Raw genomic sequence first — 25,059 nt, 5'->3', positions numbered from 1 at the left:
TCAGAAAAATTTCCTTATATGCGCTTGTAACGCCTTAATCGGTTGATCAAATGAATCTAATTTCATCGCTCCATACACTGAAAAAGTAGGTAAAGCCGTCATGCCACAAAAGGCAAATGTCTTATGGACACTGAATAAAACTTGGTCTTCAGACAACCCTTCTAAAAAGTCCTCACTTGTCGCATTAAATTCCGCTTCTGCCGCCCCCCAAGTGAGAGAAAGCATGTAATTCTTATCTGTCATGAGTCCACCGCGACCAAATTCAGGGGTCTTTGTAAAAAATTCGCCTGGCATAAATACGTCATCCATGTATTTTTTTACGATGCCTGGAACACTAAACCAATAAACCGGCGCTTGTACAACAATTACGTCTGCCGCTTTACATTTCTCGATTTCTTCTTCAACGCTATACCCTTCAACGATATTTGTTTGTATCGTTTGATAACCACCCTTGAGCATTGCTTGAGTTTCTCTCAAGAGGGCTTCATTTAAATGCCCTTGTGCCCGTTCATAACAGTCGTGTCCATTCAAAATCAAGATGGTTTTCACGCTAATCTCCTCCTTCAACATCCTTCTCTTCTGAGCGTACATCAAGTACACTAATCAAAACAGCGAATGTTTTTGATCGAATCAATCAGTTTTTTCGATAGGAGGCACTTATGGACCGTAAGCACTTAAAAACATTTTTAGATGTTTGTGAAACTCTTAACTTTACGAAGACAGCCGAAAGATTGCAGTACGCGCAATCAAGCATCACGGCGCAAATGAAAAGCTTAGAGCATGAACTACAGTGCTCGCTCTTCCAACGTCTTGGGAAAAAAATCACTTTAACAAAAGCTGGTGAACAACTTCGACCTTATGCGCATCAACTGATTCAATTAGAAGAAAACGCACGACTCTCTTTGTTAAGCCAAAAAGAAACCATTGTTATCGGCGCGCAAGAAAGCCAGTGTACATATCGTTTACCAACGTTATTACATACCTTTACTCAACAAAATCCCACTAGCAAGCTAGTATTCAAACCTGCGCACTCCGACAAACTTGCGACTGAATCTTTATTGAATGGAGAGATCGATCTTGCTTTTATTATGGACGTGACGACAAAGGAACGGCCTTTATTACATACGGAAGCCCTGATCGAAGAACGACTTCTCATGGTTGTTGCACCAGATCACCCCTTTGCCATTCAAAGAAACATCTCTCCAGAAGAATTGGAAAGTGAGGCCATCCTTTTTACGGAAAAAGGGTGTTCATACAGAGTGCTATTAGAAAATCTGCTCCACAAAGCTCATGTTACACCGAAGTCGTCACTTGAATTTACTAGTTTAGAAGCTATTAAAAAGTGTGTGGTCGCCAATATCGGGATCGCTTTTCTGCCAGAGTTGGTTGTTAAAGCAGAGGTAAGGGAAGGATTACTTTGCGCCGTATCATTAGACGCAACCTTTTCCACGCTAAAAACTCATCTTGCTTATCATAAAGACAAACAGATGAGTGCAGGGGTCCAGCAATTTCTTCAATTAACGAGGGCATTCTTCAAGAACTCTTAGAATCCTTGAAGAAGAAATCCTCCGAGAGCGCCAGTCACAACCACTAACCACGGTGGGCATTTCATAAACATAAGCATAAAGAATAATAGAGAAGCGAGAGCAAAATCTACTGGACCAAGGATGGCGCTCGTCCAAATCGGTTGGTAGAATGCTGCAATTAAAATTCCTACTACCGCGGCATTTATCGCAACAAAAACACCCTTCATGCGTTGATTGCTTCGTAATGCATGCCAAAACGGTAAAACGCCTAAAATCAACAGAAAAGCAGGTAAGAAAATCGCTATAGTTGCGACAAGACCACCCGTCCATCCTGCTATATCCGCTCCAATGAACGAAGCAAAAGTGAACAACGGACCTGGAACAGCTTGTGCAGCGCCGTATCCTGCCAAAAAGGCTTCTTCGCTAATTAGACCTGTTGGGACAAATTCTCGTTCTAACAAAGGAAGAACAACGTGACCACCGCCAAATACGAGGGAGCCTGCACGGTAAAAGCTGTCGATCATGGTGATCCAAAGACCACTACTCAACGACGCTAAAAGGGGAAGTGTCACTAATAGACCAAAAAACAGCGTTAAACAACTCGCACCAAACGCCTTTGAGATTGGCATCTTAAAAGGAGCAGATCGGTCTTCTTTTTTTGGACGAAGCAAGAAATAACCAGTCAGTCCTGCCGCTAAAATGATTCCTACCTGTGTTGCAAAATGCGGAATAAATAGTGATGCGATAAGCGCAACAAGTGCAATCGCTTTTCTTGTTAAGTCTGGCGTAAGGTTTTTGGCCATCCCTAAGATTGCGTGTGCAACAATGACCACGGCAACAATTTTTAATCCGTGAATAAAACCTGAACCTGCCATATCAAAAGCACGGGTCGCATAGGCAAACAAAATCAATGCAACAACGGAAGGCATCGTAAACCCGAGAAACGATACAAAGCCACCAAGAACCCCTCCACGCATCACGCCAATGCCAATTCCTACTTGGCTACTTGCTGGCCCAGGGAGAAACTGACTAACCGCAACTAGATCTGAGTAACTTTGTTCATCTAACCATTTCCGCCTCTGAACGTACTCATTATGAAAATAGCCCAAATGGGCAATCGGGCCACCAAATGATGTGAGTCCTAATCTCGTTGAAATCATTAAAATTTCAAATAAAGTTCTGATCGTTTGCATGAATCCTCCACTCGATAGTAGTTTCAAATGGTTTATTATAACGTAAAGGAGGACATTTTTCAGGTACCTTTACAAAAAGAACATATTCATTTATTCTGCCACTCGGATGCCAGCATGCCATAGATGACGTGATCAACATAATGATCATAAATCCATTCTGCTTGTCGAACCCCTCCTTCTTTTGTGAAGCCTAATTTGATTGGGATGCTTTGGCTTTTCTTATTTTCAGTGGCTGCACGTATTTCTACTTTGTTCATGTTTAAATGGTGAAAGGCGTACTGCGTTAATGTACGAGATACATCAGTCATAATTCCTTTTCCTTGAGCCTGTTCACTAATCCAATACCCGATGGATGCCGTTCTATTTGACCAATTTAGTTGATTAAAGCTTGCCATTCCTACAATGTCGCCACGATAAAGAATAACTGTGTTGAGACTAGAATTGTCCGCATACCCTTTTAAGCAATTTTTTATAAAATTGAGCGTGTCACTTTCTGCTTTGATAAAATCTACCCAAGGTAGCCACTCTCTTAAATGCATTCGGTTTTGCTCTGTTATCTTGTAAATGGGTTCCGCATCCTGAAACTCAATCAATTTCAAAGATAATTGTTCATTAATTTTCAGTTCAAACATAGTTGCCACTTCCTTTTCTTCATCTCTGTTGTTCTAACCTGTTTATGCGGCTTTCTAAATCTTCAATCGTTTCCTGCTGTGTCTTTGCAATGGTTAAAGCAATTACCGCAATACTACCGATCCCTGCAAGAAGCACTGGAAGGATTGCAAGTAATATCGATTGAAAGACATTCACATCGATCACCTCATTACCCTCTAGAACCTTCGGCAAAAAGAGACAAAATCCTTCCACAAAAAAAGAACTTCTCACAATCGAGAAGTTCCTTTTCAACGAGATTAATATAATTGTTGAACCGCACGTCTGACCGCCTCACTTACTTCTTGCTGGTGTTGGCTTGTCTGCACCAACTGCGCATCCGCTTGATTCGTTAAATAACCCACTTCAATGAGGACAGCTGGAATAGCTGTATCACGAAGAACCTGGAAATTGGATTGATACGTTCCTCTCATCCGATTCCCTGTATTTAAGCGACTGATCTCTCTATTAATTACCGTAGCTTCTCTACTAGATTGGTAGTAATGGGTTTCAAATCCACCAACGCTAGGATCGGCGAAGCTATTCGCATGAATGCTTAGAAAAAGGTCTGCTTGCGCTTGATTCGCTTGATTGACTCGGCTTGCTAACGATACAAATTCATCGCTTGTACGCGTTTCAACTACGTCAATTCCATCTGCTTCGAGCGTTCGTTTTACTTGATCTTTATACGCTTTGGCCACATGTTTCTCCTGTATGCCATTTGCAACCGCTCCAGGGTCGTATCCTCCATGTCCAGCATCAAGAACAACGCGAATGTTTCCAGGTGTCGAATTCATGTTTACAGCTGGCGGCGCTGGAGCTGGACTCGCTTCTGATGACGATTGTAAATAATCCATATGTATAAATCCAGTTGTTCCGTTAAACGTCACCTGCGCCCAACCATCTTGTCGCTCCACATAATCGATTTGCGTTCCACCTGACAATTGTCCAACAATGGAATCAGACGAACTAGGACCTGATCGAACATTCAGTCCACCTGACGAGTTTACCACCGCTTGCTTTACTTCTGTACTGGCTTGACTAGTTGATTGTGTAGCAGCATCACTAATAAATGCATGGTTCACATAGCCAACTTGTCCAGCATATGTAATCTTTAACCAGTCGGTTGACGTAAGAAAATACTCAACTTGATGACCTGGTTCGAGTTTGCCTATGATCGTTCCTTGTTCAGAAGGCTGATCCCTTACATTTAGTGGTGCATCACTCTCCACAACCCCTACGTTCGTCGATGCTTCAGCCTTTTCTCCAGTCAAAATAAGAAAGAAGATCATAATTGACATTGTTCCTATAATCGTTAAAGTACGTTGCACCGTTACCCTCCTTTTTCCGGTGGTTTTGTGTACCGATAGAAAGCACACCAGCTTTACCTACCCTTTTTACACACCATTTAAACATTACGTTTATAAAAGTCTGAAAAAACAGCAACTTTTATGTTGTCCATCTTAGCAAATCTATGAAAAGAAAGATATAGGTTTTTTGAGCATGGGATATGAGACTAGGAAACAACAAACATTTACCTGCTTTCCACAATTTTTCTTGTAAAGTCTACACCTACCAAAAAAGACGACCTTAACAGATCGCCTCCATTACAATTCTCTTCTATACCTGAACCAAATAATGATTAACACACTAAAAAGTAAAGAAATCGATACAAGTCCTAAAACCGAACTGTACATCATCGACTCCGTTCCCTCTCCTGGGTTTAACATACGACTAAGCACCATCAAACTAAATGGATACAATAATAGAAAGAACGAATAGATTTTTTTCTTATTAATAAAGTACACCCGATAAAGGACATACGCAGGCAGAGCTGGAATGACAATAAATACAATTACATAGTAAATCATCATTAAGATCGACATGTTGATAACCCTTCCACAATAAACCAATTAGATTGAACATAAAAAGATGTCCAACTCGTATAGTAGCATAATTGCTATAGAGGGTTAAGCGTTATGTGTACAATGAGAAACGATCATTAGTTGGTTAGCATGATCTTTTCACTTTACTTCTTACCATATTGGTCTAATTTCTTAATGTTGTACCAGATAAAGCCAACAAAAAGCCCTCCAACCGCGTACCCTAAAAAATTGGATAGAATTTGTTCCATTCCCACTTCTCGACCTGCAATGAATCGATATAGTGTGAGAAGCAATGTAACAACTAGAGGGAAAATGATGACACAAAACAGGAAAATCGGTCCTTTTTTCGGCATGCTATCGCCTCCCTTCATAATCTATGAATGGCTCCAAACCCCTCCACCACCGTGAGTAAATCCACATTTTTCATAAAAATTCTGTTTATCCTCACTATAAGAGACCGTTACAATCTCTAACCCAAATGCATCCGCCTCGACTAAAAGTGCTTTGACGAGTTTGACACCAATTCCATTTCCTTGATAGTGAGGGTGCACCATAATGTCTTCTAAATAACCATGTTCCAAACCCATTCCACATACATAACCGAACCCAATTAACTCCTGATGTTCGTTTCTTACCCCTGCCCAAAAGTTACAACGCTCAAGTAAAGCTGGAAAATCGTGATCTCTTCTAGCCCAACCTATTTTTTCTCTTAATGAGGGAACTTCCTCATGACTAATTGGTAATTTTATCATCGGATTGTACATGTTGAGTGAACACTCCCTTTTTTAAATGAGTTTTTTGAACCTTTTACTGTTTATGAACGTACTACAAGAAAAGGAGGCAAATTTTATGACATTAACCGCATTCGAACCGCACGCAACATCTCTACTGGAAACGTTTCAAACACCTGGTGCAATCGTGGCTTTATCAAATCCAACCTATCAGCGCTCCTTTGGATATCGAAATGTCGAAGAGAAGCACCTCATTAATGAGGAAACCATCTTTGGTATAGGCAGTATTACAAAAGTTATGACATGTATGGCAATTATGAAATTACAAGAGGAAGGAAAACTATCTGTTCGAGACGTGGTCCACAAACATGTACCTGAGTTTTCTATATCTAATCAAGAAAGCATGAAACGTATCACGATTCACCACTTAATGACACATACTTCAGGACTTCCTCCACTTGATACTCTTTTCTATGCTAACAAATCAAGCATCTCTATGGAAGAATTTAAATCAATAGACGACCAGCTTGATGTAGATGCGCCAAGCATTGATACAGAAAATCAATTCTTTGCACATTTACACACATCTTCTTTCCAGTTACTCGGAAAGCCTGGAGAAAGATTTAGTTACTCAAATGACGGTTACGCTATACTCGGAACCATCATTGAACGTGTGAGTGGTCAGTCTTATGATGCATATATGAAAGAGGCTATCTTTATTCCTGCCGACATGAAACGAAGCTTTTTTTCTCGTGAAAAACTTGCCGACGATGCAAATGTCACGCAACTATATACGATGGAGCCGGACGGGGAAGGAGTCAAAATCGAAGCGTCACCTACTTGGTGGGATGCGCCGACCATGTGGGCAGCTGGTTACGTAAAATCAACTGCAAAAGATATGCTTCGCTTCGCAAATCAACTCATGAGTCAATCAGCTACCATCTTATCTAAAAACAGTTTAGAGGCCCTCACGGCTACACATGTGGAAATTGAGCCTGGACTTCATTATGGCTACGGTCTGATGATTCACACCGATTTCTTCGGCAAGCGAATGATCCAGCATGGAGGCGGCATCAAAGGAGTTTCCGCGCAACTATCCATCCTTCCAGATGAAAACATAGCCGGAATTTGCTTAACAAATATTGCTGGTGCACCAGCAAACCCTTTGCTTCAAGCTGCACTAAAAGAGATGATCGGCGAAAAACCTGAGACACCGTCTGCGCACTATGAAGACGTGACTCTTTCATCAACAGAAAAGCTTGAGATGACAGGTACATATCAAGCAAACGAAGGACAATCGCTAGAGATCGTAGAAAAAGAAGGTGAGCTCTCAATCATTTTAGAAGGGAATAACCTACCCGCTCGAACAGTAGGAACAACTATGCTAGCTGTTCATTTGTATGGAGAGGATCGTCTTTTAATTTTCAACAAACCTTATTTACAGTTTGGCTATCGCCAATTACAGAAAGTTTAGGAAGCTAAGGTTATGCCTGGGTGCGGTTTTAAATGAAAAGCCGCACCTTTTTAACAACTATAATTCAGTCCGGTTCTGATTTAGTAAAGTAGAAAGAAGGAGACATCAAATGATACTCGTCAGCTCCTGTCTAGCAGGTTTAAATGTCCGCTACGATGGCAGTAATTGCTTACAACACTTGATCCAAACGTTGATTTTAGAAGAGAAAGCTATATCCGTTTGTCCTGAAATGCTTGGAGGTTTCTCAACACCTCGTGAGCCAGCAGAAATTGTGGGTGGCAACGGACATGATGTCTTAAACGGCACTGCAAGAGTGATTGAAAAGAGTGGTCGCGATGTAACATCTTTTTATCTCAAAGGCGCACATGACACGTTACACCTTGCAACGATGTTGAACGCAACCGTATTTGTATTAAAAGAGAACAGCCCTTCCCTCAGGGCTCCTGTTCCTGTTTATACGTGCACACTCTAAGATAAATTTAGGCTTAATCAAACGTTTAATTAACGAGCACGCACCTATAAATACAGCTTCATTCCATTATGGCTCGGTTTAAAACCTAGCTTTTCATAAAAACGATGAGCGTCTTTCCTCTGCTTATCTGTTGTAAGTTGAATCAACCCACACTGCTGATCTCTTGCAATTCGGATAGCTTCTTCAACCAATGCTTTTCCAACTTCTTTACCGCGGCTATTACGATCCACACGAACTCCTTCAATTTGTGCTCGTTTCATCCCTAATCTGGCTAGGCCAGGTATAAAGAGTAACTGCAGGAAACCGATTAGTATACCATCCCTTTCTGCTACAAGGATGTCATTGCCTTTTTGCTTAGTCATTTCTATAAATGCGTTCTCGTACACATCTGGCAAAGGCAAAACAAATGATTCACGCTTTGCTCCAAGTTCGTCATCAGCCAACATGCGAACAATCGTAGGAAGATCTTCTTTTACTGCATATCGATATGCTATTTTCATCGTATCATCCCCTCCACTACTTACGTTCACTAAAGGTATTTCTCTTTCCTTCTTTATTGTTCTTTTTTCGGCTTAAAAATGCTCGTTCCAATCAGACCTGCCACAAGAATGAGTAGGGATGGCACAGAATATTGATCAAACCACTCATCCCCAGGGAATGGCGGAATTCGCATCAAATTATTCTCTCTCTTGATGTACATTCGCCAAAGTCCGCTAGTACCCTTTTGTATATTTTTACTCGCATTGCACAATCTAATTTTTAAAATGTAAAGGATGGATGAAGTGGACTATCCGACTATACACACAAATATTTGGGATGGGATCATAGCGGTCCCTACTGTGTTAATACTCACACAGGTCATAAAAATGATTTTTCCAATTAAATCTTCCTTTGTCCCGACTCTCGCTACATTACTCGGACTTGCTATGTCTATTTTTATTAGTCACCCCCATAGCTTGTCTGCCGGTATCTTTATGGGATTTTTTTATGGTAGCGCAGCTGTGGGTACTTATGCAGGGCTGAAGAATTCTTGGAAGCAATTCCGTAAGAAGCATAATTGACGGCAGCTGGACATGTCACACCAGTTGCTCGTCTCAATTGCCAATTCACCCTACCCTTCCGCTAACTATTCTATACGTTTAATTCATAATCGTTTAACAAGTTCGAATTAAGGGTATTGAAACCGCATACTTTTTGGAAAGGATTGGTGAAATGTTTGAAGATGGATTTGCATTAGAATTACCTTTTTTAGAGGGGATTGTTGGCTCTGTCAATGATGTACTATGGACGTATATTCTTATCGGCCTCCTCATCCTTGCAGGACTATACTTTACCATTCGGACAAAATTTGTTCAGATTCGCATGTTCCCAGAGATGTTCCGGGTCATCACAGAAAAACGGAGCAGTAAGACAGGGGTTTCCGCTTTCCAAGCCTTCACCATTAGTGCTGCCGCAAGAGTGGGTACTGGAAATATTACAGGTGTCGCCCTCGCCATTACAGTAGGTGGACCTGGTGCGGTTTTTTGGATGTGGGTGATTGCAGCTGTCGGTATGGCAACAGGTTTTATTGAGAGTACGCTTGGTCAACTTTACAAAGAGAAAGACGGCGATCGCTATCGCGGAGGTCCAGCTTATTACATACATAAAGCATTAGGAAAACGCTGGCTAAGCATCTTGTTTGTCATTTTAATCGTTTCTTGTTTTGGCATGATTTTCAATGCTCTACAAGTAAATACAATAACAGATTCGTTTCAAACTGCTTTTGATACAAACCGTTTGCTTATGGCACTTATTCTAGCAGCAGTCACAGCCATTATTATTTTTGGCGGGGTCAAACGAATTGTAAAAGTAACACAACTTGTCGTACCTTTTATGGCAGTTGCGTATATGGGTGCTGCACTTTATATTATTATCGTTAATATTGAACAAATACCTGGATTATTTTCATTAATTTTTAGTGAAGCATTTGGTATTACACAAGCGGTCGGGGGCGGTTTCGGTGCCGCAATTATGGAAGGGGCACGAAGAGGATTGTTTTCAAATGAAGCGGGTATGGGGAGCGTACCAAATGCAGCCGCAGCGGCAAATGTTTCGCACCCAGCAAAGCAAGGTTTGTTTCAATCACTTGGCGTCTTCTTTGATACGATGCTCATTTGTTCTTCTACCGCATTTATCATTTTATTGTCCTCTGGTTACATGGACGTCGACGGAGAAGGTGCAACGATTACTCAATTTGCGATGTCGCAACACATTGGCGATTGGGCGAGTGCATTTGTTGCCATCGCGCTACTATTCTTTGCGTATAGTTCTGTCCTAGGAAATTATTACTTTGGTGAAACCAACATTGAGTTTTTAAAGAACGGTGCACGCTTTTTACCGATTTACCGAATTGCGTTTATCATTATGGGAATCCTAGGTGGTATTGCGACGGTTGAACTTATCTGGACAATGGCAGATCTATTCATGGCTCTTATGGCTATTGTCAATATCACTGTCATATTGTTACTCACCAAGAAAGCCGTTATTCTGCTTAAAGATTACACGGAGCAACGAAAACAAGGAAAAGATCCCGTTTTCTATTCATCCAAATACCCAGAGATCAAAAACACTGATTGTTGGGGCGATGACGAAGAAAGCCGCTAAAGCGTTAAAAAGCCGCTCCATTTGGTAGTGGCTTTTTCTATTTGTGTGTCCGAATATACTGGAGAGCGCCCGTTGGACAACGTTGAACGGTTTCAAGCTATAATCATCTAAAAGGGGCGACGATGGTATAACCTACATAATAAAAAAGCTCCCTTGTAAAAAATGGAATCTGACTACCTAACGTTTCGTATGCCGATGTTTGCGTCGGCGAAGCATATACCTCCATCCCAAGGTCCTCTGCCATACGAACGGAACGCGCCATGTGCAAAGGATCGCTCACTAACGTTAAATGAGTGATTTCATTTTGTTCCGCTATCTCTTGTGCATACGCAAGATTTTCTTCTGTAATGGTCGATTTTTGTTCGAGATAAATATGTGCGCTTGGAACCCCATTGTCCATTGCGACCTGTCGACCCACTTCTGACTCAGCATAGCGGTCTCCTTCTGATCGTCCACCGGTAAAAATCAGCTTATCCACATATCCATTATTGTAGAGCCATACGGCATGATGAATCCGTTCTTGAAAAACAGGGGAGGATTCATCGTCCCATACAGCCGCCCCTAAAACAATGGCCGCATCGGTTTGCTCAAGTTCATTCTTTGTTGCTTGAGTTAAAATCGAAATGGCACTGTAGACCACTAAGGATGCTACTGCTAAAACGATAAGAAGACTAACCCATTTGCTTATTTTCAACATGTCCCATCACCGACCTACGTATTGTTCCTCCATTATGACACAAGGTGCTTCACTTGGTTTAAAGACAAGACATGATCGTAAGCAAACAATCGACGTTGGCGTTTCATATGACAATAGGCTACAAACCAACGCTCATTTAACTGCAAAACCTTAATCTCTCTTTGAGAAATGACCCCTTTAGCATTCATATAAATCATGGTAACGCGATGTTTGTTTTCAAGCGCTCGTTGTAATACACCCTTTATCATAAGAAACCCTCCTTTTGTTTCTTCCATTATATACGAACGCACATTCTCTAACAAGTAAAAACAAGAAAATACGTTCGCGTTTTTAATGGTAATTATTTCTTAAAGATGTCACTCATTGTTGTTGCGGTGATTGGCTTAAGAGTTGTATCTGGATAAAAAGCGCGAGAGGTGGGCTAACTTAGACCGCCTCTTTTATCCTGTCTTGCGTATGATTGATGCAGTCGCTGTTTGCACGCTTCCCACTGTATATCTGGTGTTTCCACTTCAAAACGGACATACTGCAATTCATCCGCTAATTGGCGTGAACACCTCATCGCCTCCAAATGCGCACCCTGATTTCGGAAAGCTTTCATATCTTCTTCAGTCTCCCAAATCGACATGGTCCAATAAGTGAATAAGCCCTCTTTGTGATAAGAAGATTGGACAAGCCCCTTTGCCTCTCGAATATGGATATGGGATCGCAGCGTCAACCAAGCGAAAATAGGTAAATGTCGAACACTTCTTATATGTAGTCTTGTAACCGATACAATCATTGTCCACCTCACTCTTTTGAAAATGTCCATTAAACTGTAACGCAATCTGATTGAATTGAGCCCTGCCTTGCACTATGATCATAGTACTAACATCTTTGGAAAGGACCCTTTATTATGAAAAAATGGATGAAACGGATACTTCTTCTACTGTCTTCCATTATCCTTCTATTGATCATCGCTTTTTTTATTTGGACTCAATTCACGTACGACCGAATGGACGCTCAAGGTATTCAACTATTGGAACCACTTCCAGTAGAGGATGAGTGGCTCATTTATACTGCTGAAGACGCTGAGATCGGAATTGTTCTTTATCCTGGCGCAAAAGTTGAGCCTGACGCCTATGCTTATGTAGCACAAGAACTTTCAAAACAAGGGATAACAGTAGCTGTTCCTTCTGTGACTCTTAACTTATCCATTTTAGATCGTTCCAAAGCCAATGAAATTATGGACCGAGACCCTGATCTTGATTGGTATATCAGTGGTCATTCTATGGGTGGGGCTGCTGCTGCTATGTACGCTGACGAGCACTTAGACAAGATAAGCGGTCTGATACTATTGGGCGCTTATGCAGCAAGTAATGACAATTTGTATCAATCCTCTTTGCCTGTCCTCTCTCTAAGCGGATCAGAAGACGGTTTAAGTACGCCAGAAAAAATTGAAGATACACGCGAAAATCTTCCACCTACCACCGACTATGTTGAAATAGAAGGCGGAAATCATGCTTATTTCGGTGTGTACGGTGAACAATCTGGTGATGGCGAAGCAGACATTACCGTAGCCGAGCAACAAGTAATAATCATTGAAGAGATAACAAATTGGATTAAGGACCAAAAATAAAAGGAATCGCTTATGGCGATTCCTTTTATTTATCGACTTGTATAGCCCGCATCGGCATGGATCGTCGTGCCTGTAATGTAGGAAGACTGATCCGAAGCTAACCATAGACTCGCTTGAGCAATTTCTTCTGGTTGACCAAACCGTCCTAACAAACTCAGTTGGGGCGCATATTCTTCTTCGGTAAAACCAAACTGCTCAAGTGCACCTCTTAACATAGGGGTATCAATTGCACCAGGCGCAACCGAGTTAACACGAATGTTTTTGTCTCCATATTCCATAGCCGCCACTTTTGTCATGCCGACAACGCCATGTTTCGCAGCCACGTATGCGATATTGTTTGGCTGAGGTCGGAAACCGCTGACAGAAGAGATATTCACGATTGATCCACCATTGCCTTGTTTAAGGAATTGTTGAATTTCGTATTTCATACACAATGCTGTCCCTTTTAAATCAATATCAATCAGTTTATCCCAATACGATTCATCAAATTCGGCAACTGGCTTGTCATCAGGTGTCAAGGCAGCATTGTTAATTGCTACATCAAGCTTTCCGTATGTACGTACCGTTTCATCTATCATCGTTTTTACTTGGCCTGCATCTGAAATATCCACTTTCACAAAAATGGCTTCTCCATTTGCATCCTGAATGTCTCTCACAACTTCTTGCCCTTTTTCTTCATTCATATCTGCGACAACTACTTTTGCTCCTGCTTCAGCAAATAACATTGCTGTTGCCTTTCCCATTCCCATCGCCGCACCTGTTATGATGGCAACCTTACCATCTAAAACTGGGTAAATCATAATGGTCACACCTTTCTTATCAAGTTAAAACCATGTTTAGTGTTAGCGGAAAGTGTAAAAACATACTCTTTAATTCACAATTCCGTGATAGATTACTTTTGTGTCCATAGATACAGTTAAAGGAATGGTTGGATACGTTTCTTCCCAATTCATCTCTTGCCAGTCCTCATAGTAGAAGGCTCTAATATGTTTACCAATACCATAATAGTCGCAGTTTGCTTCTTGAATGATACGCAGGACCTCTTCAGCTTCCGTCTGCAGCCTTTTGTTGATGTGTTCATTTAAGTCAGTTACATGCTCTTCAATGTAAAGCGAGTCTTTTGGATACTCCACAATATTTAACGTTAAACTGACATGAATATGGGCATTAAACTGCTTCGGAGCCTCTCTCGTCACGACTAATTCTCTATTTTTTTCTTCAACATCAACGGTTACATAGTTATTCACGCGATTTTCTTCATGGTCTGTTACGCGAATGTTGAACCGTCGTGGCTTAATTCTGTCACGATCCATCAGCAATAGCCTTAATGTTTGGTCTGCATTCATCTGTCCACTCATGTGATCATGATCAAATAATGCTAAGCCTTCTAACGCCACATTTTCGTGATCAATTGCGTGCAACAAAGGCAAAGCAAAGTCAGATCCATTATCAAAAAGAGCACTCAAGACGTTTTCCATAGAAGCTTTTGGGATCGACTGAACTTCTTCTAATCCTAACAACAAATCTCCTAAGTAATCACTGATAAGAGGCGTTTCCGCAGTTTTTACATGCAGCGCTTTTTTTGCATTCCCCTTTACAACAGCAATGCGCGCATTTGTGGTGGAAAGGGGTGATCGATAATGAACATCAAGTAAAGAGTAGATGTTCTCTTCTGCTAACGTTTGGCTAAGTAGCGTCACACGGTTTTTTGATGCAAAAAGCTCACCTGATACTTTTCGATCTAAGTTCATTCGACTGTCTCTAGGTGTATTTCCTACAGCAGATATAATCGCTGGCTCTTGTGAGCTTCCAGTTTGCGCTCCACTTTCATTTGGGGCGCCTCCAATCGTCACAATCGTTGTTTCAATTAGGTCTTCTTCTGTCTTATCCAAGGCTTGTGAATAAATTAAGTTAATGTCTTTTACTAACCTTTCATCCCAACATCCCGCTAACAGAAGGACTGCAAGCATACTGATTGCTCCCTTCTTCATAAGGATGCCTCCTTTTTCCTCACCATCGATAATAGAACCAACAAAACAGGCAGCAAAAAGGTAAGGTATGCACTTGGTTTATTTATATAAGAAACGAGCTGACTGAACTCATTAATCGTTGTTGGTAAAAACTTCACGATCGTGGTACACAAAATTAGACTAATGACAACAATGCGGTAGCGAGTTGTTTGTAAAAGGTTCATCATGCCAATTGATCCACAATAAACAAAAATGACATACGTGGTAATAATGCTTATGGACCAAAACGATAAAAAAAGCAGATCTAGCCTTTCAATAATGGTTAAGGAAAAAGACTTTATCATATACAAAAAAGGTTCAGGTAACAGTTTCATTTCTCCATGACTGAATGTAAGAAATGACGTTAACAGTACAACCACATAAATAAGCGTGACACTCCAATGAGCAGCCGATAGAACGTTAAATTTTTCTTTTGCTGTTCCACCTACATGCGGCAGCACAACAGAAACGACAATAAACCCATTAATCGCAAACATCGAGGCAAATATCCCTTTTGTAATCCCTGACATATCCGCAATCCCTATTGGCAGTAGATTTAAATAATCTCCATATATAAAGGCATATCCAGCAATAATCGGAATGGTCAAGACAATCGGGGCGGTCAAGACAAGCATACGTCCAATCTGTTTAAGAGGTGCAAATAACATGGGTAGACATGCCGCAAGGAACAGAATCATAAAAATCGATTCCGGCGTCTTGTTCAGAATCCAGATTGCAATAAGCTGGGTAAATCCTTTCAATACAAGACCTGCCAACATGACGAAATACAGAATTAATAAGACAATAAATACTTTTCCAATCCATTTCCCACAGAGCTTTTCACACAATGTAAAAAGCGTATCGTGTGGAAAACGTTTATGAAGAACGTATAGAAGATAAATGACACCCTGAACGATGACGGCCGCCAAAAGCAATGATAACCAGCCATCTGATTGCGCATATTCGTAAATATGGTTCGGTAAAGAAAACAAACCCACACCAATTTGGGCGTGAACGAAAAACCAAAATAACTGCGTTTTACCTAATGATGGTGCTTGTTTTTCCATATTCAGAACCCTTTCTATCTTTTCTTATCCCCATTTAATGGCTTCGTACTAGACATAAACGTATGTCGTTGGATGAGCCAAGTTGGAAAACGTACGATTGAGTCTTTCAACCCTTTTCGATTTAACGGTGCAATTGGAGCTAAATACGGCGTACCAAAGGATTCTAACTTTATCAAGTGCATGATAATAACAAAAAACGATAGGACGACGCCAATCAAGCCAAACGTTGCCGCTGCCAGCATTAATGGAAAGCGAGTCAACCTCACAACAGAACTCATCTCTGGACTGGGAATAACAAATGATGATATAGCTGTAACAGCAACGACAATAATCATAATATTTGATACCAGGCCTGCATTGACGACGGCTTCCCCAATTACTAACCCTCCAACAATCCCAATCGTTTGACCGATCGGCGCTGGTAATCGAAGGCCAGCTTCTCGAATAAGCTCAATTGTAAATTCCATGATTAACGCTTCTACAAGTGGCGGGTACGGAATGTTTTGAAGCGAACTTTTCACAGATATGATTAATGGTTGCGGAATAATCTCAAAGTGAAACGCAACAAGCGAGATATACAAAGAAGGCAATAAAATAGACGTTATTAACGCAATCGTACGGACAATTCGTAGAAAGCTCCCAAGAACAAAATGGACGTTGTAGTCATCGACCGATTGCATGAAACTGAAAAACGAGACTGGCAAAATAAGAGCCGTTGGATTGCCTTCGATTAATAGCACAATCCTTCCTTCTGCTAACGTCCCAACGACAGAATCAGGCCGTTCCGTGTACATAATTTGTGGGAAAAATGATTTCTTTGAGTCTTGTAAAAGTTCATTAAGCGTGCCGGGGGAACTGATGAGATCTTCATGAATAGCTTTTAATTTCTGCTGTACCTTTTCCACAATTGTTGGGTCCGCTTTCCCGTCTATGTACATCATCGCCACTTCTTTTTTTAACGACCGTCCAACCTCTTCTGTTCTAATGACTAGGTTCTCGATTCGCGCCGTTCTACGAATCAAGCTTATGTTAATCGTTAAATCTTCCACAAACCCTTCATGTGAACCTCTCAACGCCCGATCATTGATAGGCTCTTCAATCGCACGAGTTCTAGTTGATGGCGTCTTTAAAGCGAGAAATTGCAATGGCGCTGATTCAACCACAATAATGGCATACCCCACCCAACAGAGCGGCAGACAGGCTTTCGCTGTTTCAAATTCCTCAACCGTAATGGCAGATAGGTTTTCCTTTAAAGGGACATGCTCATCTTTTGTTTTCATCATTGAGTCGAATAACGCACGCTCTAACCATTGTTCATCGACAAGTGAATCGAAATAGATGACTAACCCATTCTCTTTTTGATACGTGAAGGGCTGGATGACCACATCTTTAGCATGATGCAATTCATCGAGAAAATATTGCTTTACCTCTGCTAATGTTTCCATACGTCGTCTCCTTCTCAGTTAAGGATACTTTTCACTAAAAATGCCTTCATTATGCGCAAAAAGAAAAACCACACTCCCATTTGGCAGTGTGGCATCTCATTAATCGTCTTTTCTTGTTGATGAATTGGATTGTTCATCAGGTTCATTCTCTAAAATCGCTTTTTTCACATTGCGCTTCTCTTGCTTTTTACGCTCAGTGACGTTTCGTTTTTCTTCTTTCTTTTGTTCATTTACTTCTCGTTTTTCTTTACGTTTCTCTTTGTTGATTTGTTGCTTTTGAATTCGGTATTCCTTTCGTTGTCTTCGCTTTGTTCGAGACTGTTCAATTTCTTCTTTTTCCTGGCTTAACGCTTTAATTAATGAATACGCCATGAGAATCATGATGATTGAAAACGGCAAAGCCGCAATTATCATCGTATTCTGCAAAGCTTGCAATCCTCCAGAATAAAGCAAAACAATCGCAATTGCAGATAACATAATGCCCCAAGTGAACTTAATTTTCGTACTAGGATTGAGCGTTCCATTCGTTGATTGCATTCCTAAAACAAACGTCGCAGAATCACCTGAAGTAATGAAGAAAAATGCGATTAACACGATTGCCAAAACTGACGTAATTAAACTTAACGGCATTGCTTCAAGAACACCAAAGAGCATCTGCTCGGTTGCTAAAGGAGCTAAGTTTGTTACACCGGACATTTCAAAGTCAATGGCGGTTCCTCCAAGAAAAGCAAACCAAATGAATCCTACTAATGAAGGGACAAGTAAGACACCAATCGTAAACTCTCGGATCGTACGTCCACGAGACACACGAGCGATAAACGTTCCGACATAAGGAGACCACGCCATCCACCATGCCCAATAGAAGATGGTCCAGTCGTTAATCCATGTCCGGTTTTCTTCATTTAATGGAGATATCCGAAAACTCATTTCCGGTAATCGTTGTATGTATCGACCCAATGTGTCGGTAAATAAGTTAAGCGAATAAATCGTCGAACCAAACACCATAAAAAACAACAATAAGACAAGCGCTAAAATCATATTTGAATTACTTAAGATCCGTATTCCTTTATTGATACCAGTTGAAGCAGAAATTAAAAAGATCACGGTTATAATTAAGATAATAATAAGCTGAACCCAGAACGTATTCGGTACGCCCCATAAATAGGAGAGTCCACCGTTCATCTGCGCTGCACCAAAACCAAGTGTTGTTGCAATACCTGAAACGGTCGCGACAATCGCAATGACATCGATGACTTTTCCTGTTCTCCCCTTTGTATTCATAATGGGAGATAGAGTAGCACTAATCATCCCTGGAGCTTCACGACGGAATTTAAAGAATGCAAGGCTGATGGCAACCATTGCGTAAATTCCCCAAGCATGAATACCCCAATGGAAAAAGACGAATCGCATCGATTCTAATGCCGCTTGATTTGTTCCTTCTTCAACAGTAGGCGAACTTAAGGCAAAGTGTGAAATTGGTTCAGCAGTCCCCCAAAACAAGAGACCTGTTCCCATTCCAGCACTGAACAATAAAGCAAACCAAGTAAGATAGTTGTACTCCGGCTTTTCATCCGGCTTTCCTAATTTAATTTTTCCGTAAGGGCTGACAATTAAATAGAGACATACAAGAACGAAGAGAGTCACAATAATTAAATAGTACCACCCCAATGTTGAAGATATCGCCCCTTGAATTGTAGCTGTTGTTGATTCTAAAAAAGTCGGACTAATAATTCCTATCAAAATAATAATTGCTAATATCCCCACTGACCAATAAAAAACAGGACCGACTTTCTTTGATGATTCTTCCACTCTGACACCTTCTTCTTTAAGATGATATGTTATTCCCGTTACTCAATAAAACAAAACCTCTAAAATGCTGCATTCATTTGGAATCTGTAAGGCATCGCCAATCAGCTTTAGATAGTTGCACTCTGTTTGATTCAAACACGCTTTATATCCACCAGAAATAAGGATATATGGTGCAAATCCACCATGATAAAGAGTAGCTGCTTTCTCCATTAACGGAGGATGGTCAGAACCTGTAATAAACAGTATATCGGCTTTTTCTACAGCCGATTCAGCAAAAACAAAGTCCGTTATATCGGCATACATTCTCTCAACCCCCTTCTGTTCGCTTCACATTCCCTGCTGAATAGATGGTTGTTTTTTCTTTCGTTCAACAACCAAAATTGCCGCATACAGCACAAGGACGATTCCAATAACTTGCCAAAAAGACAAGAACTCACCTAAGAACAAGACACCCGTCAATACTGCTACTAGTGGCTCCATCGTTGCTAGTATCGATGCTTTACTTGCTTCCAAATATTTCAGTCCAAATGTATAGAAGAAATAACCTGCTACAGTGGAAATAAAGGCAAGAAGCAACGCACTTACCAAGACCTCTGTTTGTTGAAATAAAACCATTTTCTGCGTCGTGTCACTAAAAAGGAGCATGAACACACTTGTATAGAAAAAGACATACGTTGTAATCGTCATGACGGAATACTTTTTTGTGACAGGTTTTGTGAAAATACTATAAAGGGCATAAAAAAAACCTGATAACAAACCAAACAGCACTACCTGTAAGGAGATGGCTTGCTCTCCATAAGGAAAGAAACCTACAACGAATCCACAGCCAACGACTGCTAGACCTAGAGCTCCCATTTTACGGCTCGTAATCGCTTCCTTGAAAAAAATTCTAGACAAAAGCGTCACAAAAATTGGTCCCGTATACAGGAGCGTTACAGCGATTGCTAAACTTGATTGCGCAAAGACATCAAAATAAAAATAATTAAAAAACGCGATACTAATGACGCCAGCGCTTGCAAAAAATAGATGATCGCGCCAGTCAGTTTTTAATTGCTTTGGACTCGTCACAAGCATAATGAGAATTAAAATTGCAAACGTAAAGACAGCCCGAATTGTTACAGCATCCCATGGCGTAAACCCAGCATCATATAAAGGCGCAATAAATAACCCGATTAATCCCCAGCAAGCAGCGCCAACGATTGTTGCGAGATAGACGCGAAAACGTGTATCCAAAATGGTTCACCACCTTGTCATCCCATTTTTTTCTATTCTACCATGTGCAGCTTTTTTAGTTTGCTTCGTCTTCCCCTCTTTCTGGTATTGTTTTGGTGTGAATCCATAAGCCCTTTTAAATTGAGAAATGTAATAACTAACGCTTGAAAACCCGCATATCATTGCGGTCTCTGTTACCGTACTTACGGTTTCCACTAATAAGATTCGGCTTTTCTCTAAGCGATAATGATTCATATATTGAACAGGCGTTTGACCAACATATCGTTTAAACAATCGGATCGTTTCAGCTTTCGTTAGATGAATAAGACGTGCCAGATCTTCTAGCGTTATCGCTGAAGCGTAATTCGTGTGAATAAAGGCAAGTAGTTGCTTCACTCTCGCATCATACCAACCCTCTGTGCTCACTGGTACTCCTTCTTGCCTCTGAATAATGAACGATAGACAACGCATGTAATTGCCCATAATTTCTAATTCATAACCAAACCTCTTTGTTCGAGTAGCATCATAACTTTCTTTTATCGCTTTAAGAATGATCTGGTCGTTCATTAATTTTGGTGAAAAGAGCATGAACATGAAATCATTTCTCGCTAACAGCGCGTCCACATAACGCTGTAAATGTGCTTGCAGCTGCATACCTGTATTCCAGCATATAAACGTTGTATTCGGTTGAAGCTCAACTATTTCATGAACTACCCCAGATTGAATAAATGCGCCCTCTCCCTCAATCAACTTCACATCTTGATCTAGGATTTGAACATTCACGCTTCCAGTTGTCACAAGCATAAATTGAAACTCTTTATGCCAATGAAGTGGAATATAGCCCAGTGTTGTTTCAGATAACCTCGTCCATTCAAAAGAATGTTGCCAATGTTCATTGATAAAAGGGAATACTTCTTCATTTAATCCATTTAGGACCATTTCTCTCGTCATTCATTCACCTCATTTTTGTGCTAGTTTTTATTGTCATTTGCGTATTATTTCAGCTTTTTTCTCGTTAAAATGAAAATATTCTTATAGTATAGGTGATTCAATGACAATGAACAATCAAAGATGGATTGGCATTCTATTCGTTCTCTTTGGGGCAAGTTTCTGGGGTATTGGCGGAACTGCAGCTGATTACTTGTTTCAAACAGCCAACATTGACGTAAATTGGTATGTGACCACTCGTCTGATTTGTAGTGGTTTGTTGCTGCTTGGCATCCAGCTCTTTTTAAAAGGATGGCAATCCGTCTTCTCCATTTGGCAAACTCTTTCAAATTGGTTACCACTATTTGCATTTGCGCTCTTCGGCATGTTACTTGTGCAATACTCTTATATGGCTTCTATTCATGAGGGGAATGCAGCGGTCGCTACGCTACTACAATATTTAGCACCAGTATATATTATTCTTTGGTTATTACTAAGACGAAAACAGACGTTTCAATGGTTCGATCTCATTGCAATTGGATTAACAATCGTCGGCACACTCTTGTTATTAACGAATGGCTCCTTTTCACAGCTAACCGTACCTGGTTCAGCCATTCTATTGGGAATCATCTCTGGGCTTTCACTCGCTTTTTATACGCTTTATGCTCGACGATTAACATCTCGCTACTCCTCCATTGTCGTTGTTGGATGGGCGATGCTCATTGCTGGCGTGACCATGTCATTTATTCACCCCATTTGGGCTTTTGACGTATCAAGCTGGTCGTTCTCTACAAGCATGATTCTTTTTTTCACGATTGTCTTCGGTACAGCAATTGCGTTTTGGTTCATTATTAAGAGTTTAGATTACTTACAAGCAAAAGAAACCACCTTACTCGGGACATTAGAGCCTTTGACAGCCGTTGTTAGTAGCGTTCTTTGGTTAAATCTAAGCTTTGGTATTTGGCAGGTAGTCGGAATGATCTTCATTCTCACACTAGTCGTCGCGTTGTCGTTACAGAAAAAAAAGCATGCCGTATAGGCTGTCTTTCGCTGTTAAAAATCTTCCTTCAACACAAAGAATCTTTATAGATGAAACAAATTCATCCATAAAGATTCTTCTTTGCACCCAGATTTTAGTAAACATTCTCACTACTCGCTCACCCGAATAATTGCAGCAACCGCTCTGCTCGTTTTACTACTGGATAATCGACCATTTTGCCATTGACTTTGACTGCGGCTTTTCCATGTTTTTCAGTTTCTTTAAATGCCTCCACAATGGATCTCGCCTCATCAATTTCCGAAAGGCTTGGAGCAAAACATTGATTCGCTTGATCTACTTGATTGGGGTGAATTAACAGTTTTCCTTGGAACCCAAGTCGCTTTCCTGCTTCAGCTTCATGGGCAAACCCTACTTGATTATAAATATCTTGATACACACCGTCGATAGGTGGAGCGAGATTCGCCACTTTTGAGGCAAGCACAATTCTCGAGCGTGCATAAAGAAGTTCCGTACCAGAAGGGCTTGTGTCAATATTCAAATCAAGACAATAGTCAAGCGAACCAAAGGCAAGTTTTTCAACATTTCTTACTGCAGAAATTTCTTCCACATGCCACATTCCCTTTGCTGTTTCAATAATAGGCACGATGGAGCGGTTATGGTCCTTGCCGAGTGCTTCATTCACACACTCGATGTCGTCTGATTGATTGGCTTTTGGAAGGAGTACATGAATGCCCGAGAGAGAGCTGATTGTCTTCAAATCTTCCTCAAAAGCAGCCGAGCCTCTTTCATTTATCCGAATATAAATCTTTTTTTCATCATGTTGGTTTTCATTTAAAAATACACCCAGTCGCTCTCTTGCTTCTTCTTTATGGGTAACAGCGATCGAATCCTCTAAATCATAAATAACTTGATCTGCATCGGATTGTAAGCCTTTTTGCAACATCTTTGTTGAACTTGCTGGTACAAATAGCATCGAACGACTCTTCATCATGACCTCCCAACTGGAGCAGAAAATTCTTTTCGAATGGCTTCAGTATGCTCTCCTACAGCTGGGATTGGATTCATCACTACATCGAATAGTGGCGTTGTCACTGGTGGGATAAGCGTTGGCACCCGACCATTTGGTGAATCCACTTCACGCCAGCGGTTTCTTTCTTTAAGCTGTGGATGCTCCCGAAATTCCCTCATCGTGTTGAGTCTTGCATTCGCAATTTTTTGTTCATCTAGACGCTTGATCACCGCTTTCGACGATAACCTTGACAGCTTCTGATCAATAATTCGCGCCAATTTTTCTTTATCTTCGTTTCGCTTTGCATTCGTCTGATAACGAGGATTATTCGCTAGCAAATCGTCTTCAAGTACATGCAAACAAAAACGCTTCCACTCGCGATCATTTTGAATACCTAAAAAGACGGTTTGGTCTGCAGTTTGAAAGGGACCATACGGAAAAATCGTTGCATGACTCGCCCCAGTCCGCTGCAACTGGCCATTGCCAATCCCCTCATAATAAAGCGGATAGTTCATCCATTCACCTAATGCCTCAAGCATGGAAATCTCAAGGTGTGTACCTTCTCCTGTTTTTCCTCGAGCAAGCAATGCCGTTAATACACCACTATACGTATACATACCAGCAGCAATATCGGCAATTGAAATCCCTGTTTTTGACGGCGTTTCTTCGGTACCTGTTACGGAAACCGCTCCTGCTTCACATTGAATTAATAAATCATACGCTTTTTTGTCTCGATATGAACCATTTTCGCCGTATCCAGAAATTGATACTGTAATCAGTTTAGGATTTCGTTCCCTTACAACTTCAGGTCCAAGTCCTAACCGATCAATTGCGCCAGGAGCTAAGTTTTGGATGAAAACATCTGCATCTTTTAAAATGTCGAGCAATAGTGCTTTGCTTTCTTCTTCTTTAAGATCAATGGCTAATGACTCTTTTGAGCGGTTTAACCATGTAAAATGACTTGATAATCCATTAACGGTCTCATCATAATCTCTTGCAAAATCTCCTCGGCCTGGTCGCTCAACTTTAATGACCCGTGCTCCTAAATCTGCGAGTTGACGAGAAGCAAAAGGTGCAGCAACAGCCTGTTCAATCGATACAACCGTTATCCCTTCTAATGGAAGCATTGGTCTTCCTCCTAACAATCTATATTATGAAGATGATTGATCTAACGCTTTCTGCAACAGTTCGTTAGTATCTTTTGGCGCATGGTCTTCTTTGTACACCATCATTGTTCGTTTAAACGTGATGACTGGAACCCCATCTTGGTTGTAGCCAACCGTTTTTATCTTGACGATGCCAACTTCAGGCCGCGATTTCGACTCACGCTTTTCTAGTACCTCACTATAAGAATAGATTGTATCTCCTTCAAAAACAGGATTAGGCAAACGTATTTCATCCCAGCCAAGGTTAGCCATTACATTTTGCGACACGTCGGTAACCGATTGACCTGTCACAAGGGCAACTGTAAAAGTCGAGTCCACAAGAGTCTTTTTGAATTCGGTTTTGCTCGCATAAACATTATCAAAATGAATGGGGTTTGTATTTTGCGTTAATAACGTAAACCATTGATTATCCGTTTGTGTCACGGTTTTCCCTAATGGATGAGCGTACACGTCACCAATTTCAAAATCCCCATAGAACCGACCATTCCAGCCTTTTTTAATTGTTTTTTCATTAAGCATTTTCTACA

At 40.9% G+C, this 25,059-nt stretch carries 29 protein-coding genes and 1 pseudogene; 6 read left to right on the top strand and 24 right to left on the bottom strand.

Going from position 1 to position 25,059, the window contains the following annotated elements; translation table 11 throughout:
- The gene (locus ABC361_RS02710) at positions 1–549 is read right to left on the bottom strand and encodes an NAD(P)H-dependent oxidoreductase (protein ID WP_413072554.1); all 549 of its coding nucleotides are present in this window, start codon (positions 547–549) and stop codon (positions 1–3) included.
- A gap of 110 nt (positions 550–659) precedes the next feature.
- Between ABC361_RS02710 and ABC361_RS02705 the strand changes: the two genes are divergently transcribed.
- Positions 660–1,547, top strand: a complete 888-nt coding sequence (locus tag ABC361_RS02705) for a LysR family transcriptional regulator (RefSeq protein WP_413072553.1) — start codon at positions 660–662, stop codon at positions 1,545–1,547.
- Here the strand turns inward: ABC361_RS02705 and chrA are convergent.
- The 7 genes from chrA to ABC361_RS02670 all read right to left on the bottom strand — a co-directional run bounded on the left by chrA (position 1,544) and on the right by ABC361_RS02670 (position 6,017).
- Entirely contained in the window at positions 1,544–2,719 is a 1,176-nt protein-coding gene (chrA, locus tag ABC361_RS02700; RefSeq protein ID WP_413072552.1) for a chromate efflux transporter, read from the bottom strand. The genes ABC361_RS02705 and chrA overlap by 4 nt on opposite strands.
- 86 nt (positions 2,720–2,805) lie before the next feature.
- Positions 2,806–3,351 carry a GNAT family N-acetyltransferase gene (locus ABC361_RS02695; protein WP_413072551.1) on the bottom strand — a complete coding sequence of 182 codons (546 nt, stop codon included), beginning with the start codon at positions 3,349–3,351 and terminating at the stop codon, positions 2,806–2,808.
- A gap of 19 nt (positions 3,352–3,370) precedes the next feature.
- Positions 3,371–3,535 (bottom strand): hypothetical protein, encoded by a 165-nt coding sequence (locus tag ABC361_RS02690; RefSeq protein WP_413072550.1) that lies wholly within the window; start codon positions 3,533–3,535, stop codon positions 3,371–3,373.
- 92 nt (positions 3,536–3,627) lie between these two features.
- Positions 3,628–4,698 carry an N-acetylmuramoyl-L-alanine amidase family protein gene (locus ABC361_RS02685; RefSeq protein ID WP_413072549.1) on the bottom strand — a complete coding sequence of 357 codons (1,071 nt, stop codon included), beginning with the start codon at positions 4,696–4,698 and terminating at the stop codon, positions 3,628–3,630.
- Between the two features lie 276 nt (positions 4,699–4,974).
- Positions 4,975–5,253 carry a hypothetical protein gene (locus ABC361_RS02680; protein ID WP_413072548.1) on the bottom strand — a complete coding sequence of 93 codons (279 nt, stop codon included), beginning with the start codon at positions 5,251–5,253 and terminating at the stop codon, positions 4,975–4,977.
- Between the two features lie 143 nt (positions 5,254–5,396).
- Entirely contained in the window at positions 5,397–5,606 is a 210-nt protein-coding gene (locus ABC361_RS02675; protein ID WP_413072547.1) for a hypothetical protein, read from the bottom strand.
- Between the two features lie 21 nt (positions 5,607–5,627).
- Positions 5,628–6,017 (bottom strand): GNAT family N-acetyltransferase, encoded by a 390-nt coding sequence (locus ABC361_RS02670; RefSeq protein ID WP_413072546.1) that lies wholly within the window; start codon positions 6,015–6,017, stop codon positions 5,628–5,630.
- A gap of 85 nt (positions 6,018–6,102) precedes the next feature.
- On the opposite strand from ABC361_RS02670, the gene ABC361_RS02665 reads away from it, so the two are divergent.
- Both ABC361_RS02665 and ABC361_RS02660 read left to right on the top strand, forming a co-directional pair.
- On the top strand, positions 6,103–7,458 hold the full coding sequence (locus ABC361_RS02665) for a serine hydrolase domain-containing protein (RefSeq protein WP_413072545.1): 1,356 nt from the start codon (positions 6,103–6,105) through the stop codon (positions 7,456–7,458).
- Between the two features lie 109 nt (positions 7,459–7,567).
- A pseudogene (locus tag ABC361_RS02660) lies at positions 7,568–7,891 on the top strand (2-thiouracil desulfurase family protein); the annotation flags it as partial.
- 83 nt (positions 7,892–7,974) lie between these two features.
- Here ABC361_RS02660 and ABC361_RS02655 read toward each other — a convergent pair.
- Both ABC361_RS02655 and ABC361_RS02650 read right to left on the bottom strand, forming a co-directional pair.
- Entirely contained in the window at positions 7,975–8,430 is a 456-nt protein-coding gene (locus ABC361_RS02655; protein ID WP_413072544.1) for a GNAT family N-acetyltransferase, read from the bottom strand.
- A gap of 472 nt (positions 8,431–8,902) precedes the next feature.
- A complete protein-coding gene (locus ABC361_RS02650; protein WP_413072543.1) occupies positions 8,903–9,040 on the bottom strand; it encodes a hypothetical protein in 138 nt (45 codons plus the stop codon).
- Between the two features lie 102 nt (positions 9,041–9,142).
- On the opposite strand from ABC361_RS02650, the gene ABC361_RS02645 reads away from it, so the two are divergent.
- Entirely contained in the window at positions 9,143–10,573 is a 1,431-nt protein-coding gene (locus tag ABC361_RS02645) for an alanine/glycine:cation symporter family protein (protein ID WP_413072542.1), read from the top strand.
- Between the two features lie 103 nt (positions 10,574–10,676).
- On the opposite strand, the gene ABC361_RS02640 is transcribed toward ABC361_RS02645, so the two are convergent.
- From ABC361_RS02640 to ABC361_RS02630, 3 genes are all read right to left on the bottom strand, one after another.
- The gene (locus ABC361_RS02640) at positions 10,677–11,270 is read right to left on the bottom strand and encodes a YdcF family protein (RefSeq protein WP_413072541.1); all 594 of its coding nucleotides are present in this window, start codon (positions 11,268–11,270) and stop codon (positions 10,677–10,679) included.
- A gap of 32 nt (positions 11,271–11,302) precedes the next feature.
- The gene (locus tag ABC361_RS02635; protein ID WP_413072540.1) at positions 11,303–11,518 is read right to left on the bottom strand and encodes a WYL domain-containing protein; all 216 of its coding nucleotides are present in this window, start codon (positions 11,516–11,518) and stop codon (positions 11,303–11,305) included.
- 173 nt (positions 11,519–11,691) lie between these two features.
- The gene (locus ABC361_RS02630) at positions 11,692–12,051 is read right to left on the bottom strand and encodes a hypothetical protein (RefSeq protein WP_413072539.1); all 360 of its coding nucleotides are present in this window, start codon (positions 12,049–12,051) and stop codon (positions 11,692–11,694) included.
- Between the two features lie 114 nt (positions 12,052–12,165).
- On the opposite strand from ABC361_RS02630, the gene ABC361_RS02625 reads away from it, so the two are divergent.
- Positions 12,166–12,888, top strand: a complete 723-nt coding sequence (locus ABC361_RS02625) for an alpha/beta family hydrolase (protein WP_413072538.1) — start codon at positions 12,166–12,168, stop codon at positions 12,886–12,888.
- A 29-nt stretch (positions 12,889–12,917) separates the two neighbouring features.
- Here ABC361_RS02625 and ABC361_RS02620 read toward each other — a convergent pair whose 3' ends face one another.
- The 8 genes from ABC361_RS02620 to ABC361_RS02585 form a co-directional block, all read right to left on the bottom strand.
- Positions 12,918–13,688: an SDR family NAD(P)-dependent oxidoreductase gene (locus ABC361_RS02620; protein ID WP_413072537.1), complete on the bottom strand. Its 771-nt coding sequence runs from the start codon at positions 13,686–13,688 to the stop codon at positions 12,918–12,920.
- Between the two features lie 69 nt (positions 13,689–13,757).
- Positions 13,758–14,879, bottom strand: a complete 1,122-nt coding sequence (locus ABC361_RS02615) for a Ger(x)C family spore germination protein (protein WP_413072536.1) — start codon at positions 14,877–14,879, stop codon at positions 13,758–13,760.
- Positions 14,876–15,964, bottom strand: coding sequence for a GerAB/ArcD/ProY family transporter (locus ABC361_RS02610; protein ID WP_413072535.1), 1,089 nt, complete (start codon positions 15,962–15,964; stop codon positions 14,876–14,878). The genes ABC361_RS02615 and ABC361_RS02610 overlap by 4 nt, the downstream gene beginning before the upstream one ends.
- Before the next feature lie 14 nt (positions 15,965–15,978).
- Positions 15,979–17,409, bottom strand: coding sequence for a spore germination protein (locus ABC361_RS02605; RefSeq protein WP_413072534.1), 1,431 nt, complete (start codon positions 17,407–17,409; stop codon positions 15,979–15,981).
- 99 nt (positions 17,410–17,508) lie between these two features.
- Complete coding sequence (locus ABC361_RS02600; protein WP_413072533.1) at positions 17,509–19,218, bottom strand: BCCT family transporter; 1,710 nt, start codon at positions 19,216–19,218, stop codon at positions 17,509–17,511.
- A 42-nt stretch (positions 19,219–19,260) separates the two neighbouring features.
- Positions 19,261–19,521: a hypothetical protein gene (locus tag ABC361_RS02595; protein ID WP_413072532.1), complete on the bottom strand. Its 261-nt coding sequence runs from the start codon at positions 19,519–19,521 to the stop codon at positions 19,261–19,263.
- 24 nt (positions 19,522–19,545) lie between these two features.
- Positions 19,546–20,451 carry a DMT family transporter gene (locus ABC361_RS02590; RefSeq protein WP_413072531.1) on the bottom strand — a complete coding sequence of 302 codons (906 nt, stop codon included), beginning with the start codon at positions 20,449–20,451 and terminating at the stop codon, positions 19,546–19,548.
- Between the two features lie 6 nt (positions 20,452–20,457).
- Positions 20,458–21,381, bottom strand: coding sequence for a helix-turn-helix domain-containing protein (locus ABC361_RS02585; RefSeq protein ID WP_413072530.1), 924 nt, complete (start codon positions 21,379–21,381; stop codon positions 20,458–20,460).
- A 106-nt stretch (positions 21,382–21,487) separates the two neighbouring features.
- Here ABC361_RS02585 and ABC361_RS02580 point away from each other — a divergent pair, with 106 nt between their 5' ends.
- Positions 21,488–22,396 (top strand): DMT family transporter, encoded by a 909-nt coding sequence (locus ABC361_RS02580; protein WP_413072529.1) that lies wholly within the window; start codon positions 21,488–21,490, stop codon positions 22,394–22,396.
- 118 nt (positions 22,397–22,514) lie between these two features.
- Here the strand turns inward: ABC361_RS02580 and ABC361_RS02575 are convergent, their stop codons facing one another.
- Genes ABC361_RS02575 through ABC361_RS02565 form a run of 3 tightly spaced genes read right to left on the bottom strand, consistent with a single transcriptional unit; the run spans position 22,515 to position 25,051 of the window.
- A complete protein-coding gene (locus ABC361_RS02575; RefSeq protein ID WP_413072528.1) occupies positions 22,515–23,345 on the bottom strand; it encodes an HpcH/HpaI aldolase/citrate lyase family protein in 831 nt (276 codons plus the stop codon).
- Complete coding sequence (locus ABC361_RS02570) at positions 23,345–24,493, bottom strand: CaiB/BaiF CoA transferase family protein (RefSeq protein WP_413072527.1); 1,149 nt, start codon at positions 24,491–24,493, stop codon at positions 23,345–23,347. The genes ABC361_RS02575 and ABC361_RS02570 overlap by 1 nt, the downstream gene beginning before the upstream one ends.
- A gap of 24 nt (positions 24,494–24,517) precedes the next feature.
- Positions 24,518–25,051, bottom strand: a complete 534-nt coding sequence (locus ABC361_RS02565) for a MaoC family dehydratase (RefSeq protein ID WP_413072526.1) — start codon at positions 25,049–25,051, stop codon at positions 24,518–24,520.
- Positions 25,052–25,059 lie beyond the last annotated feature (8 nt).

It is taken from the genome of Shouchella phoenicis, from assembly GCF_047238345.1.
GTDB lineage: Bacteria > Bacillota > Bacilli > Bacillales > Bacillaceae_D > Shouchella.
This window is presented reverse-complemented; position numbering and strand designations above follow the sequence as displayed.

What these genes read in the sequence shown, in the direction of transcription:
- ABC361_RS02665 (WP_413072545.1), top strand. Translation starts at nt 6,103, where the DNA reads ATGACATTAACCGCATTCGAACCGCACGCAACATCTCTACTGGAAACG.
- ABC361_RS02705 (WP_413072553.1), top strand. Translation starts at nt 660, where the DNA reads ATGGACCGTAAGCACTTAAAAACATTTTTAGATGTTTGTGAAACTCTT.
- ABC361_RS02595 (WP_413072532.1), bottom strand. Translation starts at nt 19,521, where the DNA reads ATGTATGCCGATATAACGGACTTTGTTTTTGCTGAATCGGCTGTAGAA.
- ABC361_RS02585 (WP_413072530.1), bottom strand. Translation starts at nt 21,381, where the DNA reads ATGACGAGAGAAATGGTCCTAAATGGATTAAATGAAGAAGTATTCCCT.
- ABC361_RS02620 (WP_413072537.1), bottom strand. Translation starts at nt 13,688, where the DNA reads ATGATTTACCCAGTTTTAGATGGTAAGGTTGCCATCATAACAGGTGCG.
- ABC361_RS02580 (WP_413072529.1), top strand. Translation starts at nt 21,488, where the DNA reads ATGAACAATCAAAGATGGATTGGCATTCTATTCGTTCTCTTTGGGGCA.
- ABC361_RS02635 (WP_413072540.1), bottom strand. Translation starts at nt 11,518, where the DNA reads ATGATAAAGGGTGTATTACAACGAGCGCTTGAAAACAAACATCGCGTT.
- ABC361_RS02615 (WP_413072536.1), bottom strand. Translation starts at nt 14,879, where the DNA reads ATGAAGAAGGGAGCAATCAGTATGCTTGCAGTCCTTCTGTTAGCGGGA.
- ABC361_RS02575 (WP_413072528.1), bottom strand. Translation starts at nt 23,345, where the DNA reads ATGAAGAGTCGTTCGATGCTATTTGTACCAGCAAGTTCAACAAAGATG.
- ABC361_RS02670 (WP_413072546.1), bottom strand. Translation starts at nt 6,017, where the DNA reads ATGTACAATCCGATGATAAAATTACCAATTAGTCATGAGGAAGTTCCC.
- ABC361_RS02680 (WP_413072548.1), bottom strand. Translation starts at nt 5,253, where the DNA reads ATGTCGATCTTAATGATGATTTACTATGTAATTGTATTTATTGTCATT.
- ABC361_RS02565 (WP_413072526.1), bottom strand. Translation starts at nt 25,051, where the DNA reads ATGCTTAATGAAAAAACAATTAAAAAAGGCTGGAATGGTCGGTTCTAT.
- ABC361_RS02655 (WP_413072544.1), bottom strand. Translation starts at nt 8,430, where the DNA reads ATGAAAATAGCATATCGATATGCAGTAAAAGAAGATCTTCCTACGATT.
- chrA (WP_413072552.1), bottom strand. Translation starts at nt 2,719, where the DNA reads ATGCAAACGATCAGAACTTTATTTGAAATTTTAATGATTTCAACGAGA.
- ABC361_RS02630 (WP_413072539.1), bottom strand. Translation starts at nt 12,051, where the DNA reads ATGATTGTATCGGTTACAAGACTACATATAAGAAGTGTTCGACATTTA.
- ABC361_RS02675 (WP_413072547.1), bottom strand. Translation starts at nt 5,606, where the DNA reads ATGCCGAAAAAAGGACCGATTTTCCTGTTTTGTGTCATCATTTTCCCT.
- ABC361_RS02640 (WP_413072541.1), bottom strand. Translation starts at nt 11,270, where the DNA reads ATGTTGAAAATAAGCAAATGGGTTAGTCTTCTTATCGTTTTAGCAGTA.
- ABC361_RS02625 (WP_413072538.1), top strand. Translation starts at nt 12,166, where the DNA reads ATGAAAAAATGGATGAAACGGATACTTCTTCTACTGTCTTCCATTATC.
- ABC361_RS02605 (WP_413072534.1), bottom strand. Translation starts at nt 17,409, where the DNA reads ATGGAAACATTAGCAGAGGTAAAGCAATATTTTCTCGATGAATTGCAT.
- ABC361_RS02695 (WP_413072551.1), bottom strand. Translation starts at nt 3,351, where the DNA reads ATGTTTGAACTGAAAATTAATGAACAATTATCTTTGAAATTGATTGAG.
- ABC361_RS02610 (WP_413072535.1), bottom strand. Translation starts at nt 15,964, where the DNA reads ATGGAAAAACAAGCACCATCATTAGGTAAAACGCAGTTATTTTGGTTT.
- ABC361_RS02570 (WP_413072527.1), bottom strand. Translation starts at nt 24,493, where the DNA reads ATGCTTCCATTAGAAGGGATAACGGTTGTATCGATTGAACAGGCTGTT.
- ABC361_RS02645 (WP_413072542.1), top strand. Translation starts at nt 9,143, where the DNA reads ATGTTTGAAGATGGATTTGCATTAGAATTACCTTTTTTAGAGGGGATT.